At 71.0% G+C, this 20,044-nt stretch carries 15 protein-coding genes and 1 pseudogene; 11 read left to right on the plus strand and 5 right to left on the minus strand.

Annotation, left to right across the window (positions count from 1 at the left end; all coding sequences use genetic code 11):
* Positions 1-81 precede the first annotated feature (81 nt).
* The 8 genes from MNQ95_RS07825 to fabG all read left to right on the plus strand — a co-directional run bounded on the left by MNQ95_RS07825 (position 82) and on the right by fabG (position 6,645).
* Positions 82-351, plus strand: coding sequence for a phosphopantetheine-binding protein (locus MNQ95_RS07825; RefSeq protein ID WP_162410041.1), 270 nt, complete (start codon positions 82-84; stop codon positions 349-351).
* 100 nt (positions 352-451) lie between these two features.
* Positions 452-1,147 carry a COG4648 family protein gene (locus MNQ95_RS07830; RefSeq protein ID WP_202922850.1) on the plus strand — a complete coding sequence of 232 codons (696 nt, stop codon included), beginning with the start codon at positions 452-454 and terminating at the stop codon, positions 1,145-1,147.
* Between the two features lie 48 nt (positions 1,148-1,195).
* Positions 1,196-1,477 (plus strand): ApeI family dehydratase, encoded by a 282-nt coding sequence (locus tag MNQ95_RS07835; protein ID WP_162410040.1) that lies wholly within the window; start codon positions 1,196-1,198, stop codon positions 1,475-1,477.
* Positions 1,470-2,483, plus strand: a complete 1,014-nt coding sequence (locus MNQ95_RS07840) for a lysophospholipid acyltransferase family protein (RefSeq protein WP_241954318.1) — start codon at positions 1,470-1,472, stop codon at positions 2,481-2,483. The genes MNQ95_RS07835 and MNQ95_RS07840 overlap by 8 nt, the downstream gene beginning before the upstream one ends.
* A complete protein-coding gene (locus tag MNQ95_RS07845; RefSeq protein ID WP_241954319.1) occupies positions 2,404-3,075 on the plus strand; it encodes a LolA-related protein in 672 nt (223 codons plus the stop codon). The genes MNQ95_RS07840 and MNQ95_RS07845 overlap by 80 nt, the downstream gene beginning before the upstream one ends.
* Positions 3,072-5,426 carry an MMPL family transporter gene (locus MNQ95_RS07850; RefSeq protein ID WP_241954320.1) on the plus strand — a complete coding sequence of 785 codons (2,355 nt, stop codon included), beginning with the start codon at positions 3,072-3,074 and terminating at the stop codon, positions 5,424-5,426. The genes MNQ95_RS07845 and MNQ95_RS07850 overlap by 4 nt, the downstream gene beginning before the upstream one ends.
* A 56-nt stretch (positions 5,427-5,482) precedes the next feature.
* On the plus strand, positions 5,483-5,875 hold the full coding sequence (locus MNQ95_RS07855) for a hotdog family protein (protein WP_241954391.1): 393 nt from the start codon (positions 5,483-5,485) through the stop codon (positions 5,873-5,875).
* Positions 5,876-5,904: 29 nt separating this feature from the next.
* The gene (gene fabG / locus MNQ95_RS07860; protein WP_241954321.1) at positions 5,905-6,645 is read left to right on the plus strand and encodes a 3-oxoacyl-ACP reductase FabG; all 741 of its coding nucleotides are present in this window, start codon (positions 5,905-5,907) and stop codon (positions 6,643-6,645) included.
* Here fabG and MNQ95_RS07865 read toward each other — a convergent pair.
* The 4 genes and pseudogenes from MNQ95_RS07865 to MNQ95_RS07880 all read right to left on the minus strand — a co-directional run bounded on the left by MNQ95_RS07865 (position 6,600) and on the right by MNQ95_RS07880 (position 10,712).
* Positions 6,600-7,902 (minus strand): annotated as a pseudogene (locus tag MNQ95_RS07865) (cation:proton antiporter). The gene fabG and the pseudogene MNQ95_RS07865 sit on opposite strands and share 46 nt — an antisense overlap.
* 74 nt (positions 7,903-7,976) lie before the next feature.
* Positions 7,977-8,750: a glycosyltransferase family 2 protein gene (locus tag MNQ95_RS07870; RefSeq protein ID WP_241954323.1), complete on the minus strand. Its 774-nt coding sequence runs from the start codon at positions 8,748-8,750 to the stop codon at positions 7,977-7,979.
* Positions 8,743-9,513 (minus strand): beta-ketoacyl synthase chain length factor, encoded by a 771-nt coding sequence (locus tag MNQ95_RS07875; protein WP_241954324.1) that lies wholly within the window; start codon positions 9,511-9,513, stop codon positions 8,743-8,745. Before MNQ95_RS07875 ends, MNQ95_RS07870 begins: the two co-directional genes overlap by 8 nt.
* Positions 9,510-10,712, minus strand: a complete 1,203-nt coding sequence (locus MNQ95_RS07880) for a beta-ketoacyl-[acyl-carrier-protein] synthase family protein (RefSeq protein ID WP_241954325.1) — start codon at positions 10,710-10,712, stop codon at positions 9,510-9,512. Before MNQ95_RS07880 ends, MNQ95_RS07875 begins: the two co-directional genes overlap by 4 nt.
* 175 nt (positions 10,713-10,887) lie before the next feature.
* Between MNQ95_RS07880 and MNQ95_RS07885 the strand changes: the two genes are divergently transcribed.
* Together MNQ95_RS07885 and MNQ95_RS07890 are read left to right on the plus strand one after the other, a co-directional pair.
* Positions 10,888-11,142, plus strand: a complete 255-nt coding sequence (locus tag MNQ95_RS07885; protein ID WP_162410031.1) for a YcgL domain-containing protein — start codon at positions 10,888-10,890, stop codon at positions 11,140-11,142.
* A complete protein-coding gene (locus MNQ95_RS07890) occupies positions 11,135-14,434 on the plus strand; it encodes an ankyrin repeat domain-containing protein (protein ID WP_241954326.1) in 3,300 nt (1,099 codons plus the stop codon). Before MNQ95_RS07885 ends, MNQ95_RS07890 begins: the two co-directional genes overlap by 8 nt.
* A gap of 102 nt (positions 14,435-14,536) precedes the next feature.
* On the opposite strand, the gene MNQ95_RS07895 is transcribed toward MNQ95_RS07890, so the two are convergent.
* The gene (locus MNQ95_RS07895; RefSeq protein ID WP_241952509.1) at positions 14,537-16,375 is read right to left on the minus strand and encodes a monovalent cation:proton antiporter-2 (CPA2) family protein; all 1,839 of its coding nucleotides are present in this window, start codon (positions 16,373-16,375) and stop codon (positions 14,537-14,539) included.
* A 584-nt stretch (positions 16,376-16,959) separates the two neighbouring features.
* Here MNQ95_RS07895 and MNQ95_RS07900 point away from each other — a divergent pair.
* Entirely contained in the window at positions 16,960-19,989 is a 3,030-nt protein-coding gene (locus tag MNQ95_RS07900) for a TonB-dependent receptor (RefSeq protein WP_162410027.1), read from the plus strand.
* Positions 19,990-20,044: the final 55 nt, after the last annotated feature.

The following is a 20,044-nucleotide window of genomic DNA, read 5'->3' on the forward strand; positions in this document are numbered from 1 at the left end:
CCGGGTTCACGGTGCAATGGACTTGCGCGGCGGCGGCCGATGCCGGATCGTGGCCGGCCTTGCGCAGTCCCGGAACCAAAGATGTCGCAGCAGACCGACGCCGAACGCGAACTGGCCCAGCTCCTGGTGGAAAGCCTGAACCTGGAGGGCGTGGACCCGCACGCGATCGACCCGGAAGCGGCACTGTTCAACGACGGCCTGGGCCTGGATTCGATCGACGCGCTCGAGCTGTCGCTGGCGGTGGCCAAGCGCTACGGCGTGCAGTTGCGCTCGGAGGGCGAGGACAACCGGCGCATCTTCGCTTCGCTGCGCGCGCTGTCGGCGCACGTCCAGTCCCAGCGCGCGAGCTGACGTGAAGGCAGGACCGGCGGCGTCTGACAGGCGCGACCCTGACAGGCCCGACCCCGACAACCGCGAGCCCGATTCGCGCGGCGCTGCCGCTCCCGCCGAGCTGGCCGACAAGGCCGCCCTCCCGGTCCAGCTGGTGCTGGGCGTGGCCTATCCGTTCCTGGCGCATCTGGCCGGCACCCGCGGAGGCGCCTGGACGGCGCTGGCGCTGGCAGACCTGGCCGTGCTGATGCTCGCCGCCCCGCTGTTGCGCCGGCGCTGGTGGGCGTTGGCCCTGCTGGCCGCGGTGCTGGCGGGCCTGTCATGGTGGGTCGGAACGCTGTGGCTGGATCTGCTGCTGCTGGCGCCCCCCGTGCTGTTCACGGCCTGGCTCGCCTGGTGGTTCGCGCGCAGTCTCGTGGCGACTCGCACGCCGCTGGTCACGCGGATCGTCTGCGCTTTGTATGCGCAGGCCGGCTGGGAGACGCCGCCCGGACTGCTGGCCTACGCACGCCGGCTGACCGCGGCCTGGGCGCTGCTGCTGGCGTTCCTGGCCGTGGCCAACGCATTGCTGGCGCTGTGGGCGGTGCCCGGCGGGGTGCTGGATGCGTTCGGCCGCACGCCCTGGATCGCGGTACCGCATTGGGCCTGGTCCTGGTTCGCAAACCTGCTCAACTACGGCCTGGTCGGCGGTTTCATGGTCGCCGAGTTCAATTACCGCAAGCGCCATTTCCCGGTGAGGCCGTACCGCAACGGCGTCGATTTCGCGCGGAAGATGGCCGCGCTGGGCCCGGCGTTCTGGCGCGACCTGCTGAACTGAGCGGCTCCTCCACACCCGGCGGCGCGACCGGCCGATTATCCTTGGCCGATGCATTTCTCCATTTCCCCCGACGATCCCTGCCTGGACGGGCATTTCCCCGGCCGGCCGCTGGTGCCCGGCGTGGTGGTGCTGGAGCGTGTCCTGGCCGCGGTGGAGGCCACGCACGGGGCGACCGGCCCGCTACGCCTGCCCCAGGTGAAATTCCTGCGTCCGCTGCTGCCGGGTCGCGAGGCACGCATCCTCCTGGAAGGCGCCGCACCACGCTGGCGCTTCGAGGTACACGGCGACGAGGGCGTGCTGGCGCGTGGCGAGATCGTGGCGCATGACTGAGTCGCGTACGCAGGCAGCTGCCTGGAAACACCGTCCGGAAGGCGGCACGCGCCACTCGCTGGCGCTGATCGTGGGCATCGCCCGGCATGGCGGACGCGCGCTGGCGCGCCTGTGCCTGTACCCGATCACGCTGTACTTCCTGCTCGTGCGCGGACCCGAGCGCGAGGCTTCGCGCGCCTGGCTGTCGCGGTCGCGCGGACGCCAGGCAGGCACGTGGGCCGTGGCGCGGCACATCCACACCTTCGCCTCGACCATCCTGGACCGCGTGTACCTGCTGGGTGGGCAGACTTGGCGCTTCGACATCCGCGTGCACGGCCTGGAGCCGCTGGTCGAACTGGTCGACCAGGGCCAGGGCGTGCTGCTGTTCGGCTCGCACCTGGGCAGTTTTGATGCGCTGCGGATCCTGTCGCGGCGCCGGCCGGGCCTGAAGGTGCGGATCGTGCTCGACCGCACCCAGAACCCGGTGCTGACTGAAATCTTCGACACGCTCGATCCCTCGCTGGCGCGCGGCGTGATCGACGGCAGCCAGCCGGGTGCGGCCATCGCGCTGGAGATCCAGCACGCGCTGCAGTCCGGCGAGCTGGTCGCGTTGCTGGTGGATCGCGCGCAGGCGCATGAGGACACCGCGACGGCGCCCTTCCTCGGGCATCCGGCGCGGTTTCCGCTCACGCCGTGGCGCCTGGCGGCGGCGCTGCATGCGCCGGTGCTGCTGTGCTTCGGCCTGTATGCAGGCGGCAACCGCTACGACCTGCACTTCGAGCGATTCCTGGATCCGGCCGATGGGAGTTCGCCGTTACCACCGCGCGGCGAACGTGGCCGCTGGCTGCAGCAGTGCGTGGCCCATTACGCGGTCCGCCTGGAGCACCATGCGCGCCTGGCGCCGTTCAACTGGTTCAACTTCTTCGATTTCTGGAGCGACAGCCCCGATGAATCCACGCACGACCTCGCGCCTGCGCCTGGCGACCCTGCTGTGCGCGGTCGCGCTGCCCTGCGCCGCGGCGCCTGAGCCGGCCCCCGTCGCGCTGGATGCCGGCTGGGTGCTGCAGGCGGTGGCGCGCCCCGCGCCCAGCCACACGCCGTTCGTCGAACTGCGCGATTCGCCGATGCTCAAGAAGCCCCTGCGGCTGGAAGGCGAGTACCGGCGCCAGGTGGACGGCAGCCTGGTGCGGCAGGTGAACGCACCCTATGTCGAGACCACCACGCTGGCGGCCGGGGAAGCGGTGGTCGAGCGCCAGGGCCGAGCGCCACGACGCATCGCCCTGCAGCAGGCGCCGGAGCTGGCCGCGATCCAGGCCGGGTTCGGCGCTTTGCTGGCCGGTGATCGCGACCTGCTGCAGAAGACCTACACGGTGCAGGCCGGTGGCGCGCGCGAACAGTGGACGCTGCGGCTGGTGCCGCGCGATCCACGCCTGGCCACGTCGCTGCGGCACATCGACCTCTACGGCCGCGGCATCGAGCTGCGTTGCGTGGAGAGCCACCCGGCCAAGGGCGAGCCGCAGCGCACGCTGATGGCCGGTGCGGCCGCCGCGGCGACCGGCATCGACGATGCGGCCGCGCTGGCCGCGCTGTGCCACGGCACGGGCGGCGCGAAGCGATGACCGACGCCGGGACGCGCACCCGCTCCCGCCTGGCTTTGCTGGTGGCCTGGCTGCTGGTGCTGGCGGTGGCCGGCTGGCTGCTCGGCCGCGGGCTGAAGGTCGAGGAAGACCTGCGTCGCTTCCTGCCCACGCCACGCACGCCGGCCCAGGTGCTGCTGGTGGACGAACTGGGCGAGGGCCCGGGTTCGCGCGTGCTGCTCCTGGCACTTTCCGGCGCCGAACCCGAAGCGCTGGCCGCACGCTCCCAGGCAATGCGCGGCGCACTGGCGACGTACACGGAGATCGCGCTTGCGGCCAACGGCGACAGTGGTGGCCTCGACGCGGTGCCCGTGCACCTGCGTCCCTACCGCTACCTGCTTTCGCCGACGTTGGACACCCAGCCGCTGGATGCGGCGTTCCTGCGCGACGAGCTGGAGCAGCGCGTGCAGGACCTCGGCTCACCGGCCGCCGACCTGGTCGAGCCACTGCTTGCGTCCGATCCGACCCTGGAAACCCTGCGCCTGGCCGAACGGTGGCAACCGGCGAATGCGCCGCAGCGGCGCCACGGCGTCTGGTTCGATCGCGACGGCAGCCAGGCTTTGCTGCTGGTGCAGACGCAGGCCGCCGGTTTCGACAGCGCCGGCCAGCAGGCGGCGGTGGCGGCGATCCAGGCCGCGTTCCGCGCCAGCGCGCAGGACGCCCCGGAAAGCGATCACGCCCGCCTCGAAATGTCCGGCCCGGGTGCCTTCGCCGTCGCGATCCGCGACCGCACCGAGCGCGAGATGCGCTGGATCGGCACCGCCGACACGATCGGCCTGCTGCTGCTGCTCGGGCTGGCCTACCGGCGCTGGAGCATCCCGCTGCTCGGCGCGCTGCCGCTGGCCAGCGGCGGCCTGGCCGGGTTGGGCGCGGTGGCCCTGCTGTTCGACGGCGTACACGGGATCACGATCGCCTTCGGCTTCACCCTCATTGGCGTGGCCCAGGATTATCCGATCCATTTCTTCAGCCACCTGCGCCCGGGCCAGTCGCCGCGGGCCAGCGTGCGTGCGTTGTGGCCGACGCTGGTGACCGGGGTGCTGTCCACCTGCATTGCCTACGCGACCTTCCTGTTCTCGGGCGTGGAAGGACTCAAGCAGCTGGCGGTGTTCACCATCGCCGGCCTCGCGGTCGCGGCCGCCAGCACGCGCTGGCTGCTGCCGCGGCTGGTGACGCCTGCGCGGCGCGATCCGGCGCATTCGCTGCTGCTCGCGCGGCTGTGGCGAGGCGTGGAGCGGCTGCCGCGCCCGCGCGTGGCGCTGGCGGTGATCGCCGCGCTGGCATTGGCCGTGATCGCCTTCGCGCCGGGCACGTTCTGGCAGAACGACCTGTCGAAACTCACCCCGGTGCCGCCGGCCGACCTGGCGCGCGACGCGCAACTGCGCGCCGAACTGGGCGCGCCCGACGTGCGCTTCATGCTGGCGATGCAGGGCGCCGATGCCGAGGCGGTGCTGCAGGCATCCGAGCGCCTGGCGCCGATGCTGGCGCGCCTGCAGGAGGACGGCGTGCTCGATGGCTACGACCTGGCCGCGCGCTACCTGCCCAGCGTGGCGACCCAGCGTGCGCGCCAGGCCGCATTGCCCGATACGCCGGAGCTGCAGCGCTCGCTCGACACGGCGCTGCTGGACCTGCCGTTCCGCGGCGATGCCTTCGCGCCGTTCGTGGAGGACGTGGCCATCGCCCGCGCGGCCGAACCGCTCACCGCGAACGACCTGGCTGGAACGCCGCTGGAGCTGGCCGTATCCGGCCTGCTGCTGCAAGGACCTGAGCATGCGACTGCGCTGGTCTCGCTGACCGGCCTGCACGATCCGGCCGCGCTCGCCGCGGCGGTGGCCCCCGCCGGCGCGCAGCTGCTCGACCTCAAGCAGGCATCCGAATCGCTGGTGGCGCAGTGGCGGGTGCGCCTGCTGGCCGCGCTGGCGGTGGCGGCCCTGCTGCTGGCCGGCACGGTCTGGCTCGCGTTGCGCGCTCCGCGCCGGGTGCTGCGCGTGCTGGCGCCGATGGCGCTGAGCACCTTGTTGATCCTGGCGGTGCTGCGGGTGATGGGCGTCGAGCTCAACCTGTTCCACCTGGTCTCGCTGATCCTCGCCGCCGGCCTGGGCCTGGACTACGCGCTGTTCTTCGACCACGCCGGCGATGATCGCGACGAGCAGCTGCGTACGCTGCATGCGGTGATCGTGTGCAGCCTGACCACGCTGCTGGTGTTCAGCCTGCTCGCGCTGTCCTCGATCCCGGTGCTGCGCGCGATCGGCGGCACCGTGGCGCTGGGCGTGCTGTTCAATTTCGTGCTGGCGCTGCTGGTGGCGCGCGCACCGGCCAGCAGGCCGGCACCGTGACCGCGCCGGTGCTCGATCGCGCGGGCATCCTCGCCCTGGTGCCGCACCAGGGCCGCATGTGCCTGTGGGACGAGGTCACGGAGTGGGATGCGCAGGGCATCCGCCTGCGGGCCTGGAACCACGCCAGCCCGACCCATCCCCTGCGCGCGCGCGGACGCCTGCATGCGCTGGCACTGTGCGAGTACGGCGCCCAGGCGATGGCGGTGCACGGCGGCCTGCTGGCAGCCGGGGAGGGTGGCCGTGCCGCAGCGGGCGTGCTGGTCGCGCTGCGCGACGTGGTGCTCGCGGTCAGCCGCATCGACGACCTCGCCGGCGTGCTGGAGGGGGAGGCCGAACTCGTCGCCGCCTCCGAAAGCAGCCAGCAGTACGCGTTCCGCATCCACCACGATGGCCGCCTGCTGGCCAGCGGCCGCGCCGCGGCGATGCTGGGCGGCGACCTGTTGCGCTGAGGCCGGCAAGGCGCTGGCACAATAGGTCGATGGAATCCGCGCAGACCTCTTCCCGACGCGCGCTGGTCACCGGCGGCAGCGGTGACATCGGCGGCGCGATCTGCCATGCCCTGGCCGACGCCGGCATGGACGTCGTCGTGCATGCACACGGCAACCTGGCACGCGCCGAAGCGGTGGCCGAGGCCATCCGTGCACGCGGCGGCCGGGCCACGGCGGTGGCCTTCGACGTCGCCGACGGTGCGGCGGTGGCCACGGCGCTGGAGGCGCTGCTGGGCGAGGTCCGCATCGACGTGGTCGTGAACAACGCCGGCGTCCACGACGATGCACCGATGGCCGGCATGACCGACGCGCAATGGCAGCGCGTGATCGACGTTTCCCTGCACGGTTTCTTCCACGTCACCCGGCCTTTGCTGCTGCCGATGGCGCGTGCGCGCTGGGGCCGGATCGTCAGCGTGTCCTCGGTGGCGGCGGTACTGGGCAACCGTGGCCAGGCCAACTACGCCGCGGCCAAGGCCGGACTGCATGGGGCCAGCAAGTCGCTGGCCCGGGAAATGGCCAGCCGCGGCATCACCGTCAATGTCATCGCGCCCGGCGTGATCGAAGGCACGATGGCCGATGCACAGTTCCCCGCCGAAACGCTGAAGCAGCTGGTGCCGGCCGCGCGCGCCGGCCGGCCTGAGGAAGTGGCCGCGCTGGTCGCGTTCCTGTGCTCGGATGCCGCCGGCTACATCAATGGCCAGGTGATCGGCATCAACGGCGGCATGGCCTGACTACGCGCGTCAGCGTTCGCCGCCCGGATCGCGCCCGGCGTGCGGTGTCGAGCCGCGGCCCAGCAGGCTCAGCAGCGGCCCGGTCATCAACGTGGTGGTCAGCGCCAGCAGCAACAGCAGGGTGAACATCTCCGGCCCGATCAGGCCGGCGTCCAGGCCGACCTTCATCACGATCAGTTCGATCATCCCGCGTGCGTTCATCAGCGAACCCACCGCCAGGCTGTCGCGGGTGCCGTAACCGGACAGCCGCGCACCGAGGCCGCCGCCGGCGACTTTGCCGACCACCGCCACCAGCAGGATCAGCACGAACGCACCCAGCCCGGCCAAGGTGAAGGCGTCGGCGGTGGTGCCCATGCCCGCCAGGGCGAAGAACACCGGCATCAGCAGCACCAGGGCCAGGTGCTCGATGCGCTCGACCAGGCTGTGCACCAGCCGGTCGTCGCGCGGCAGGCAGGTGCCGAACACGAATGCGCCGAACACCGCATGCAGGTGCAGCCACTCGGTCGCCGCCGCGCAGGCGAACAGGCCGACCAGCAACGCGGCCAGCACGGTGCCCGACGGGCGGCCATCGCTGGCGTGGTGTCGCAGCAGCCACGCATACAGCGGCCTGAGCCCGGCGTAGACGACCACCAGCAGCAAGGCAAGTCCGGACAGCGTGCGCACCAGCGTGGACCAGCCGCCATCGCCGGTGAGCGCGACCAGCAGCGCCAGGACGATCCACGCGCCCACGTCCAGCAAAGCCGCCGCCGACAGCGCGAGCCGCCCGATCGGGCTCTGCTGCAGGCCACGGTCCTTGAGGATCCGCGCCAGCACCGGGAATGCGGTGACCGACAGCGCTACCGCCAGGTACAGCGCGAACGGCCAGAAGCCGACACCTGCCGGTGCGAGGTTGCCGTGCAACAGGGGCGCGACCAGCAGGGCCAGTCCGAATGGCAGCAGCGCCGACAGGCTGGCCACGCGCGTGGCGGCCAGCACCTGCGCGCGGGCGCCTTCCGGTGCACGCAACTCGGCGCCGATCACGAACATGAAAAGCACGATGCCCAGCGTCGCCAGGCCCGACAGGGCCGGCTGCGACGCGACCGGGAACAGCGCCGCATGCACGTCCGGCAATGCCGCGCCGAACACGACCTGGCCGAGCAGCACGCCGGCGGCCATCTCGCCGATCACTGGCGGCTGGCCGAAGCGGGCCAGCAGCAGTCCGCACAGGCGTGCGGCGACCAGGATCACGGCGATCTGCAACAGCAACAGGCCGGTCATGCGTCCCCTCCCCAGGGAATCCAAGGAAAAACCTCTACCGCGACATCGAGCCCGCAGCCGGTGCGGTGCCCACCTCAGCCACCCGCATCCAGGCGTGGCGCCTGCGCGCGCACGCGCCGATATTCGTTCCACACGTCGCCGTGCGCCAGCACCTGGCGCACCACGTGCGAAGTGATCCGGTACAGGTCGCGCAGCGGACGGAAGTGGCTGCGCCGCAAAGGCCCGCCATCGTCGCCGCGGTAGCGCGTCTCCACCGGCACCGACACGCAGTGCACGCCGAGCCGGCGCGCCGCGGTGATCAGCAGTTGCGCCTCGAACACGAAATCCTCGCCGGGCACGTCGCCCAGCGCGATGACGCTGGCCGGGTAGTAGCGCTGCCCGCTCTGGGTGTCGGCGATGCGGTGGCCCGCGGCCCAGGCCACGCCCCAGTCGCCGAAGGCGTTGGCCATGCGCCGGTGCGGCGGCGCGGCGGCGCGATGGCGCAGGCGCGCGCCGATCACGATGCAGCGCGGATGCCGCGCCGCGGCTTCGAGCAGGCGTGGCAGGTCGGCCGGGTCGTGCTGGCCGTCGCCGTCGAGGGTCAGCACGCCGCGCGCGCCACGGGCATGCGCCTCGGCGAAGCCGCTGCGCAGCGCAGCGCCCTTGCCGCGCCGTTGCGGATGGCGCAGCACGGTCACCGGCAGGTCGCGCAGCTGCTCGCCGGTGCCGTCGTCGGAGCCGTCGTCGACCACGATCACCCAGGGGCAATGGCGCAACGTCTGCTCGACCACTTCGCGGATCCGCAATGCTTCGTTGAGCGCCGGGATCACCACCGCGACCTCACCGGTGCGCATGCCGTGTTCAGCCATGGACCAGCTCCACGTGCAGCACGCGCCCGTCCCCGGCCGGCAGGATCGCGTGGCCGGCGCCACGGGCCAGAGCCTCGAAAAGCGCGAGCATCGGCGCCATGGCATTGCCCGGCGCAATGGGCGTGACGGGGGCGGGTGCTTCGCCATCGGCAAGCGATACGCTCAATCGCGGGCGGCCGGCGGCGGGCGGTCCCAGCACCAGCGCCGCGCCAAGCAGCCCCTCGGTCGGCGCCACTTGGCGCAACAGGCCGGGGGCACTGCCGTCGTAGCCGACCAGCAGCACGCCGGGCGCGCCGGTCGCGAGCTGCGCCACCGCTTCGAGGAGGCCCATCGAGAATTCGGCGCTGATCGCGGTGGCCGGCGCCATCGCGCCACTGGCGATCGTCCAGTAGCCGGCCGCGGCGTTGTGCACCGAGTTGTGGAAACGGGTCGGCGACAGTTCCAGCGGTGCGCGGGCCAGGGTCTGGCAGAGGTTCTCGGTGATCGCCAGGTCGCCATAGGTGGACACGAACACCGAAGGCAGCGTCGCCGGATCGCGCCCGGCATCGATGCAGGCCGCCTGTGCGGCTTCGAGCGCGACCAGCACCGTATCCGGGGCGCGCCGACGCTCGTTCGGTGGCAGCAGCGCCGGTGCCGGCCGCGAGCCGGCTTCGTCGGCCAACGGCGCGCCGTGCAGCACGGCGCGATACGCCGCCCACGAAGGCGCCTGCGCGGCCCACAGGCCGATGCCTTCGATCCCGACGCTGGGCGGCGTGCGGTTCATGCGCGGCCGAACACCAGGGAACAGTTGTTGCCGCCGAAGCCGAACGCGTTGTTCATCGCATACCCGATGGTTTGCTGCACGGTCTGGAACCGCACCTGTGGACCGCAGGCCGGATCAGGCTCGCGGCTGTTGAGCGTGCCCGGCAGCAGGCCGTCTTCCAGTGCGAGCAGCGCGATCACCGATTCGACGATCCCTGCCGCGCCCAGCGTGTGTCCGGTCCAGCCCTTGGTCGAACTGGCATGCAGCGTCTCGGGGAACAACGCGGCGATCGCCTGTGCCTCGACGGTGTCGTTGGCCGGCGTGGCCGTGCCGTGCAGGTTGAGATAGCCGATCGCGTCCGGCTCGAGCCCGGCGCGGGCCAGGGCATCGGCCATCGCCCGCCGCGCGCCCAGGCCCTGCGGATGCGGTGCGGACATGTGGTGGGCGTCGCTGGATTCGCCGTAGCCGCACAGCCAGGCGCGCGCGTCGCCGGCGTGTTCGAGCAGGGCGAAACCGCCGGCCTCGCCCAGCGAAAGCCCGTCGCGCCGCGCGTCGAACGGCCGGCAAGGCTCGGGCGAGACCAGCTGCAGGGCGTTGAAGCCGTAAAGCACGCTGCCGCACAGGGTGTCCACGCCGCCCACGATCGCCGCGTCGGCCAGCCCGGCGTGCAGCAGCCGTGCGGCGAGTGCGAAGACCTTCGCGCTGGAGGAGCATGCGGTGGCCACGGTCATGCACGGACCGCGCGCGCCGGTGGCCAGTGCGACGAAATCGCCAAGCGCGTGTGGTGAGTGCACCAGCAGGCGCACCAGCGCGTCGGGGATGCGGCCATCGATCTGCTGCGCGTACGCCGCTTCGGTTTCGCCGATGCTGGAAGTGGAGGTGCCCATCAGCACCGCCACGCGGGTGGCGCCGTGGCGCGCGACCGCGGCGGTGGCCGCGTCGAGGAAGCCATCCTGGTGCAGCGCGTGCCAGGCCAGGCGATGGTTGCGCGATTCCCACTCGCCGAACGCGGCGGGCAGCGCGACCTGCTCCAGGCCGTCGACCCGGCCGATCCAGCAGTCCAGGCGCGGTTCGGGGCCGAAGTCGTTGCGGCGCAATCCGCTGCGACCGGCGCGCAGGGCCTCGCGTTGCGCACGCAAGCCCGCCCCGAGCGCGGTGGTCGCGGTATGGGCGGTGATGGCGAGTGGAGCGCCGCTTCGCGGTGGAAGGACTGGTTGCAAGCGGGACGGGCTGGCGGACTGGCCGGCGAGTATAGCCACAGCCCCGCGTGCGTCCGGTGTGGAGGAACATGAACGGTCGCAGTGCGAGAAGCAGCGGTCGCGCGCTTCCGCGCCTGCCGCATTTAATCCACAATCCCCGGGTTCCTCCACACAGGGCAGGGCGCGGCACGCGCGCATGCAAGCCTACGTCTACAAGAGCCTCCGCAAAGCCGACACCTATGTGTTCCTCGCCACCCGCGACGACTTCACACGGGTGCCCGAGCCGGTGCGCGCGCAGCTGGGCGAACTGGGCTTCGTGCTCGAGGTCATGCTGACTCCCGGGCGCCGTCTCGCCCAGGCCGATGCGGCGGTGGTCCGCACCAATCTCGCCGCACGCGGGTTCCACATCCAGTTCCCACCGGGCACGCCGCCGGTGCGTGACGATGGCTGAGGCCCTTCCACGCTCGCGGCGTTTCGCGCTGGGCGCCGGTGTCGCCGGCATCGCGCTGGGCGTGCTGGCCGGTATCGAGGGACCGGTGTCGCTGTTGCCCGGACTGCTGGCCCAGCTGCTGCTGGCGCTTGCGGTGTCCTGGTGGACCGGCACCCGGCCCGTGCCTGCGGACCTGCGCGCGCTGAAGCCGGCGCTGTCCGGCCTGTCGCTGCTGTGGGGATTGGGCCTGCTGTTCACCCTTGTGCTGCTGGCCTGGCCACTGCAGGCCCTGCGCCAGAGCGGCGGCCTCGGTGCCGCGCTGGGCGCCAGCGCGATGGGCGCGATGGTGCTGCTCGGCCTGTGGCGGACCTGGCCGGTCTGGCAGGCCCTGGAGCGCGAGGCCGTGCACCTTGGCACCGCGTGGCGGCGGCTGGCGCAGCAGGAGACCGGCACCTGGGCCGGGCTCGGCGCCGCCGGCGCCGTGGCCGCGATCCTGGGTGGCCTGCTGCTGTTGGGCTGGCCGGGCCTGCTCGACTCCCCTGCACGCTGGGCCGTGGCCGCGGTGCTCGCCCTGGCGCAGCCGGCCCTGCACCTGGTCCTGCAGCGGGCGCCCGCGCCGCGCACCCTGGCCGGGCCCCTCGAATTCCTTGCCGCGGCCGACGCGCCGCCGGCCGAATCCCTGCCCGAGGTCCTCACGGGTGATCCGGGTGCGCTGGCCGCCGAACTGCATGCCGCCGCCCGCACCGGGCGCGTCGATCGCGCCCTGCAGCTGCTGGATGCCGGCGCCGACGCGCATGCCGCGCCCCCGGCCGGCGAGCGCGACCAGCGCAGCCTGGCTGCGCTGGCGGCGGTACTGCCGGACCTGCGCCTGCTGCGCGCGCTGATCGTGCGTGGCGTGGACCTCAACAGTGGCAGTGCGGGCATGACCCCGCTGCTGGCCGCGACCCGCGACAGCTGGCATGGCCGTCCCGAGGCGGTGATGACCCTGCTGGCCAACGGCGCCGATCCGCGGGCCGCCGACACCGAGGGCAATACCCCGCTGCACCACGCCGCGCGCAGCACCGATCCGGGCGTGGCCGCCTTGCTGCGCGACGCCGCTGCCGAGATCGATGCGCTCAACCACGAAGGCTTCTCGCCGCTGGGCGTGGCCTGTGCCAGCGGCAACTGGCGGCTGGCCAGGTTCCTGCTCGAACGCGGCGCCAGGCCCGAACCGGTGGACGGCCAGCCGGCCCTGCTGGCCGCCGCGGCGACCGAAGAAGACGACACGGCCGGCGTGCAGCTGCTGCTGAAGTTCAAGGCGAAAGTCGCCATGCCCGGCCGCAACGGCCGCACCGCGCTGCACGAAGCCGCGCTGGCCGGGCATGCGGACATCGTCGCCGCCTTGCTGGCCGCCGGCGCCGACCCGCAGGTCCGCGACGCCGCCGGGCGCACGCCCTGGCTGGAGGCGGCACGCGCGCTGCGCGGGGGCGTGGTCGAACATCTCGCCGCGCAGCGGATCGACGTGGCCGCCACCGATGCCGAGGGACGCAACGCCCTGGCCCTCGCCGCCGGCGCCGAACAGGCTTCGCTGGCGCTGGTGCGGCGCCTGCTCGAGCTGGGCGTGGATCCGGCGCAGGCCGACCACGGTGGACGTCGCGCGATCGATATCGCCGCAGAATCCGGACGCTGGTCGATCGTCGCCGCGCTCGATCCGGCCTATCCGCTGCCCGCGGCGGTGGCCGAGGCCGCGGCGGAAAATCCGGTCGACGAGCGGCCGCCGCTGGCGCTGCTGCGCGATGGCCTGCAGGCGGGACGCATGGAAGGGCTGGCGGCGCTGGCCCGGCTGTGCGCGCCGTCCGAACTGGGCGGCCTGCTGCACGACCCGACCTTGCGTACGCACGCGGGGATGGTCGAGTGGCTGCTGGCGCACGGCGCCGACCCGGAAGTGGCCATCGACGGCGAGACCGCGTTGACCGCGCTGCTCGGTGAGGGAGGCGATGCCGCCGCCGCGATCCAGGTCCTGCTCGGCCATGGCGCCTCGCCGGCCGGTGCCGGCGGACTGGCGCGCCTGCTCGCCGCGTGCGTGCAGCGCGACCAGGCCCAGCGCAGCCACGAGCAGCTGGCGCTCGACCTGTTCGCGCAGGGTGCCGATCCGTTCGCGCCTTCCGCCGGTGGCGACCCCGCGCTGTCGCTGGCGGTGCGCCTGGGCTGGCTGCGCCTGCTCGATGCCCTGCTCGACGCCGGCGTGGACCGCGAGGTCCGCGACAGCCACGGCATGACCGCGCTGCACCTGGCCGCGGCATTGGGCCGCGAATCCGCGTTGCGCCGGCTGGTTGCCCAGGGCGCCTCGCCCGATGCGCGCGCCGCCGACGGGCAGACGCCGCTGGGCGTCGCCCTGGCCAGCGGCCGCCGCGATCTTGCCGACTGGCTCGACTGGCGCGTATGGCCGCTGCCAAAGCGGCCCTTGCGCGAAGCCGACGTGGTGTCGGCGGCGATGGCCGGCGATGCCGACGCGGTGCGGCGCTTGCTCGAGCTCGGTTTCCCGGTCGATGCGGTCGATGCGCAGGGCTGCACCGGCCTGCTGCGTGCAGCCGGCGGTGGCCATGCCGCGGCGGTCGACCTGCTGCTGGCACGCGGCGCCGACCCGCAGCACGCCGCGCACAGTGGCGCCACGCCGCTGTCGGCCGCGGTGAGCATGCGCCAGACCGCGATCGTGACCGCGTTGCTGGATGCCGGCGCCGATCTCGAACACCGCCTGCCCGGCGGCGTGACCGTGCTGATGCTCGCTTCGGCGCTGGGCCTGGCCGACATCACCGCGCGCCTGCTCACCGCCGGCGCCAACATCGATGCAGGCGACAGCCAGGGCCTGGCACCGCTGCACTGTGCCGCGCTCTACGGATTCACCGGCCGCGACCGCACCCGCCTGCTCGCATTGTTCGACACCCTGCTGCTGGCCGGCGCCGAGGCGGACATGCCGGCCGCCGGCGGCGTGACGCCCCTGCTGCTGCTGCTGGGTGCGCGTGCCGAACCCGGCGGTGCCTGCGACGAGAACGTGGTCCTGGCCGGCCTGGAACGGCTGCTGGAGGAGGGCGTGTCGCTGGAAGTGCAGGATCCGCGTGGCTTCGGTCCGTTGCACCTGGCCGCACTGCATGGCCTGCGCGGCGTGGTCCAGCGCCTGCTGCGCGCCGGCGCCGACCCGGACCTGCGCGATACGCTCAACCGCAGTCCGCGCGAGATCGCGGTGATGCGCGGCTTCGTCGATGTAGCCGGCGAATTCGCACCGGCCCAGACCGGCGTTTCCATGGCCAGGTTCCTGCGCGAACCACGCGGCTGAGGCGCCCCTGCGGAGCGCTGCCTGCGCTTCCTCCTTGCGCGAAACGCCTGCCTGGGCGGGAGGCTGCCGGATCGCCGCGTGCGACGCGGTCGAGCCGTATGGCTACCGGGTCGGATCGGTGCTTTCCGGCGAATCGCCGGAATCCGGCGCCAACCCCGGGCCATCGCCCGAATCGGCCTCGAACAGCCGCTGCAGGTCCCTGCGTGCCTCGCGTGCGTTCTGCACCACCGCCGCGTCGTCGTCGTACACCAGGTACTGGTCGCGCAGCAGCGTCTCGTCGTGTTCGCGGAAGCGCTGCACATGATCAGCGGCGACATCCGCCGGCACGCCCAGTTCCAGCAGCACGCGCTCGCCCACTTCCAGGCTGGTCCCGAGCAGTTCGCGGAAGGGCTCGGCGCCGAGGTCCATCAATCGCCATACATGCTGGCGGTTGCGCGCCCGCGCCAGGATCTTCGCGTGCGGGTAGAGGCGGCGGATCAGGCGCACCGCGCGCAGGTTGCTGTCCGGATCGTCGGTGCAGATCACGAACAGCCGCGCATGGTCGGCGCCTGCCGCGCGCAGCAGGTCCGGTCGGGTCGGATCGCCGTAGAAGATGCGGCCACCGCTGCGGCGCACGTCTTCGACCTGTTCGGCGCTGCTGTCCAGGGCCACGTAAGGAATGCGCTGGGCGGCCAGCAGCCGCGCCACGATCTGGCCGAAACGGCCGACACCGGCGATCACCACTTCCGGCGGGTGCGAGGCCGCGTCCGGGACGTCGAAATGCCGGGGTTCGGGTTGCGGATGGTGGGCCTCGAGGCGACGCATGCGTCCGTCAAGCGCCAGCAGCAGCAGCGGCATCAGCGCCATCGACACACCGACCACCGCCACCAGCCGGTCGTGGTTCTCGGTCGACACCAGCCCCACGCGCAAAGCCTCCTGGAACACGACGAACGCGAACTCGCCGCCCAGCCACAAGGTGCCGCCCAGCATCAGTGCATGGCTGGCCGACAGGCCGGCGGCGCGGCCCACGCCGAACAGCACGGTGAACTTCACCAGCAACAGCAGGGCCACGCCACTGGCGACCAGGCCGGGCTCGGCGGCGATCCGGTCCAGGTCGATGCCCATGCCCACGGCGATGAAGAACAGTCCCAGCAGCAGGCCCTTGAACGGCTGGATCTGCGATTCGAGTTCGTGCCGGTATTCGGAATCGGCCAGCAGCACGCCGGCGATGAAGGCGCCCAGGCCCGGGCTCAGCCCGGCCTGCTGCATGATCCAGGCGCTACCCAGCACCGCCAGCAGGGCGGTGGCGGTGAACACTTCCGGCGCCTGCGTACCGGCCACGATCCGCAAGGCACGATGCATCAGCAGGCGGCCGCCGAAGTAGACCAGCGCCAGCGCGCCGAGCGCATGGCCGACCATCGTCCAGGTCAGCGTCTCGTTCTTCACCCCGCCCAGCAGTGGGATCACGGCCAACAGGGGAATCGCGATCAGGTCCTGGAACAGGAGGATCGCGAACGCCAGCCGGCCGAAGTCGCTGGCCAGCTGCTTGCGCTCGGCCAGCAGCTGCAGGCCCACGGCGGTGGAAGACAGGGCCAGCCCGATCCCGGCGACCAGCGCGCCCTTCCAGTGCACGTGGTAGGCGAGCAGCCCGGCACCCAGCAGCAGCGCCGACAGCAGCACCTGCGTAGTTCCGGCACCGAACACCTGCCGCCGCATCAGCGCCAGCCGTTTGGGCGACAGCTCCAGCCCGATCACGAACAGCAGCATGACCACGCCGATCTCCGACGCCGCCAGGATCCGGTCCGGCTCGCTGACCACCCCGATCCCGTCCGGCCCCAGCAGCACGCCGGTGGCCAGGTAGGCCAGCACCGCGACCAGCCCCAGCTTGCGGAACAGCGGCACCGCGATGATCGCGGCGAGCAGCAGGACCAGCGCCAGTTCCAGGCTAAGGGAGGAGGTCATCGAGGTGTCCATCGCCCGGGATTATGGGGCGCGGCGCCGTGCACACCATGGGTGGGCCGGGTCCATTCCCGCGCGGCCCACGCCGGCCTGGCCACACCCGGCTATGGCGGCCCCGGCCGCCCCGCAGGCAGGGTCGCCCCCCGGGTCCGCACTCGTGGCCCGCGGCGCGCTAACGGAGGCTCCTCCTCGGGGTGTGCGGCGGCGTTCGAACCAGCGATCAGGTCTGGGTGGCGAAGATGCGCAGCCAGGCCGGGCACTGGATGGTCAGCACCGTGATGCGCACCGTCGCCATCGATGCCGGGATGTCACACCACCGCGCTTTTCCATACCGTTGCGTCCGGAATGGTCTGGTTCCGGGCCTGTAATTCCCAAAAATCATAAGGGCTCATTCCTCCGGATCTCAGATGGACGGCTTGAATCGTTTGATTTTTGTTAATCAAGGCGTACATTTTCATTAAATTCGTGACTTAAGTCACGATTTAAACAAATATGTAACGTGAACCTTCCCTGACTATTGACCATGACCCCTGCCATAAGTCACGGTCTGGAACGCCCTTCCGGGCCACTTCTTATTCGGGGAAAACATGAAACGCTCATCTCTGAACCGCAACTTGCGGCGCAGCGCGCTGACCGTGGCGCTGGGTTTGTGCTTCACCTCGGCAGTACATGCACAGCAGGCCACCGGCGCGTTGTTCGGCCAGGCGGCGTCCGGCGAAACGGTCGTCATCGAGAATCCGGCCACCGGCTTCCGGCGCGAGCTCGTGGTCGGTGCCGATGGCGGATACCGGGTGCCTTCGATCCAGCCCGGCAGCTACCGCGTCACCCTCAAGCGCGCCGATGGCAGCACCGCGGTGCGCGACGTCACCGTCAGCGTGGGTACCGGTACGCCGGTCAATTTCGCGGCGGGCGGCGGAACCACTCAACTGGACGGGGTAACCGTGGTGGGTACGCGCGCGGTCAACCCGATCGACGTGTCCTCGGTCGCTTCCACCAGCATCCTCACCGCCGAGCAGATGGCCAAGATCCCCGTGTTGCGCGATGCGACCTCGGTCGCGCTGCTGGCGCCCGGCACGGTCCGTGGCGACACAGCCTTCGGCAACCTGGCCTCGTTCGGCGGCTCCTCGGTCGCCGAGAACCAGTACTACGTCAACGGCTTCAACATCACCAACTCGTACCGCAGCCTGAACTTCGCCCAGGTGCCGTTCGAGGCGATCGCCGAACAGCAGACCATGACCGGCGGCTACGGATCGGAGTTCGGCCGCTCGCTCGGTGGCGTGGTCAACCAGGTGACCAAGCGCGGCACCAACGACTTCCAGGCCGGCGGCAACATCTTCTGGTCGCCCGATTCGCTGCGTTCGGAGGTGGCAAACACGTACTACTCCAACCCGCTCGTGCCCGGCGACCTGGGCAAGCTGCGGCAGGACAACTCCAACGACACGCTGGGCGGGATGCAGGCTGCGGTCTGGGCCGGCGGCGCGCTGGTCAAGGACAAGCTGTTCGCCTATGGCGTCCTGACCTACAGCAAGGTCGACCGGGAGGACTGGGGTACGGTGCTTTCGCGCACCAATACCGATGAGTCGGAGAAGGGCGATCCCACCTGGCTGGTCAAGCTGGACTGGAACATCACCGACGACCACCACCTCGAATTCACCGGCCTGTCGGACAAGCGCACCACCACCACCAAGACCTACCTCAACACGGTGGGCGAGCTGGATCGCGGCAACCTCGTGGGCACCTCATACGCCGAGTCGGGCGGCGAGAACTACGTCTTCCGCTACACCGGCTACCTCACCGAGGCTTTCACGGTGTCCGCGCTGTACGGCACCAGCGACTACTCCCGCTCGCGGCGCCTGGTCACGGCGGACGGACAGCAAGTGGAATACGGTGGCGACCTCAACCAGCCGGCGACCGGTTGCCCGGTCATCACGGATATCCGTCCCGGCTATCGCCAGGCGATCACCGGTGCCTACTCCAGCTCGTGCAACATCACCGGCACTTCGATCGACCGTGTCGACTCCAAGGACACCCGCGACCAGTTCCGCCTGGACTTCGACTGGGAGATTGGCGACCACCGCGTCGGCTTCGGCTACGACACCGACGACTTCGAGTCGGTGGCCGGCACGTCGCTCGAGGGCGGTCGCATCTGGCGCTATTCGACCAACAACGGCCCGGACGGGCTGGCCAATACCGGCGACGAGTTCGACATCGTCCGTGAGCAGATCGTCAACCAGGGCTCGACGGTGCGAGTCGAGCAGCACGCCTACTACCTCGAGGACAACTGGCAGGTGACCGACACCTTCCAGGCCTATATCGGCCTGCGCTGGGACACCTTCGAGAACTTCAACGGCGAAGGCGATGCCTACGTCAAGATCGAGAACCAGTTCGCCCCGCGCCTGGGCTTCTCCTGGGACGTCAACGGCGACTCCAGCTGGAAGGTCTACGGCACCGCGGGTCGCTACGCGCTGCCGCTGACCTCCAGCGTGGCCGTGCGCGGCGCCAGCGCCTCGCTGTTCACCCGCCAGAACTTCAACTTCACCGGCGTCGACCCTGTGACCGGCGCACCGATCGGGCTGACGCCGCGCGCTGCGCTGAGCTACATCAACGGCGAATTCGGCGAGCCGAAGAACGCGGCGACCATCGCCTCGAAGAACCTGGATCCGATGTACCAGGACGAGTACATCCTGGGCACCCAGTACCAGCTGACCGAGCACCAGTCCGTCGGCGTGAAGGGCACCTACCGCAAGCTGAAGGCGGCCATCGACGACAACTGCGACTACACGCCGATCTTCGACATGGCCGTGGCAGATGGCCTGGATCCGGTTCTGCCGAGCAGCGGCTTCCCGTACTGCCGCATGTTCAACCCGGGCGCCGATTCGGTCTTCGTGACCGACATCGAGAACAACGGCGTGATGACCGAGTACACCATCCCGGGCGAACTGCTGTCTCCGCCGGCCAAGCGCAGCTACGAGGCGCTGGAGCTGTTCTGGGACGGCAGCTGGGACAAGTGGTTCGCCAGCGCGTCGTACACGATGGCCTGGAACAAGGGCAACACCGAGGGCGGCGTGAAGTCGGACATCGGCCAGTCCGATACCAGCGTCACCCAGGACTTCGACTACAAGGAACTGGCCGTCGATTCGTACGGCTACCTGCCCAACGACCGCCGCCACAGCCTGAAGGTATTCGGCAACTACCAGATCAACGACGAGTGGTCGGCGGGTGGCAACCTGCTGGTGCAATCCGGCCGTCCGATCAACTGCCTCGGCGTGCTGTACCCGTACCACGGCGGCATCCATCCGTACGGCGCTTCGTTCTTCCGTTGCGGCACCACCGAGGCTGGCGGCGTCAACGGTCCGTCCGAGCCGGTGCCGCGCGGTACCGCCGGGCGCCTTCCCTGGACCAACTCGATCGACCTCAACATCGCCTATTTCCCGAAGTGGGCGAGCGGCCTGGCGTTCAAGATCGACGTGTTCAACGTGTTCGACAGCCAGAAGGTCACGTCGGTCACCGAAGTGGCCGAGGACGGCACCACGGGCGTGCCGCTCAACACCTACCTGGTGCCGCGCAGCTTCCAGGCGCCGCGCTCCGTCCGCTTCATGGTCCAGTACGACTTCTGATCCAGAAAAAAACCACTTAGCGGTACTTACTCTCCAGGCCGCCGCAAGGCGGCCT

The organism is Pseudoxanthomonas daejeonensis (assembly GCF_022637495.1).
GTDB lineage: Bacteria > Pseudomonadota > Gammaproteobacteria > Xanthomonadales > Xanthomonadaceae > Pseudoxanthomonas > Pseudoxanthomonas daejeonensis.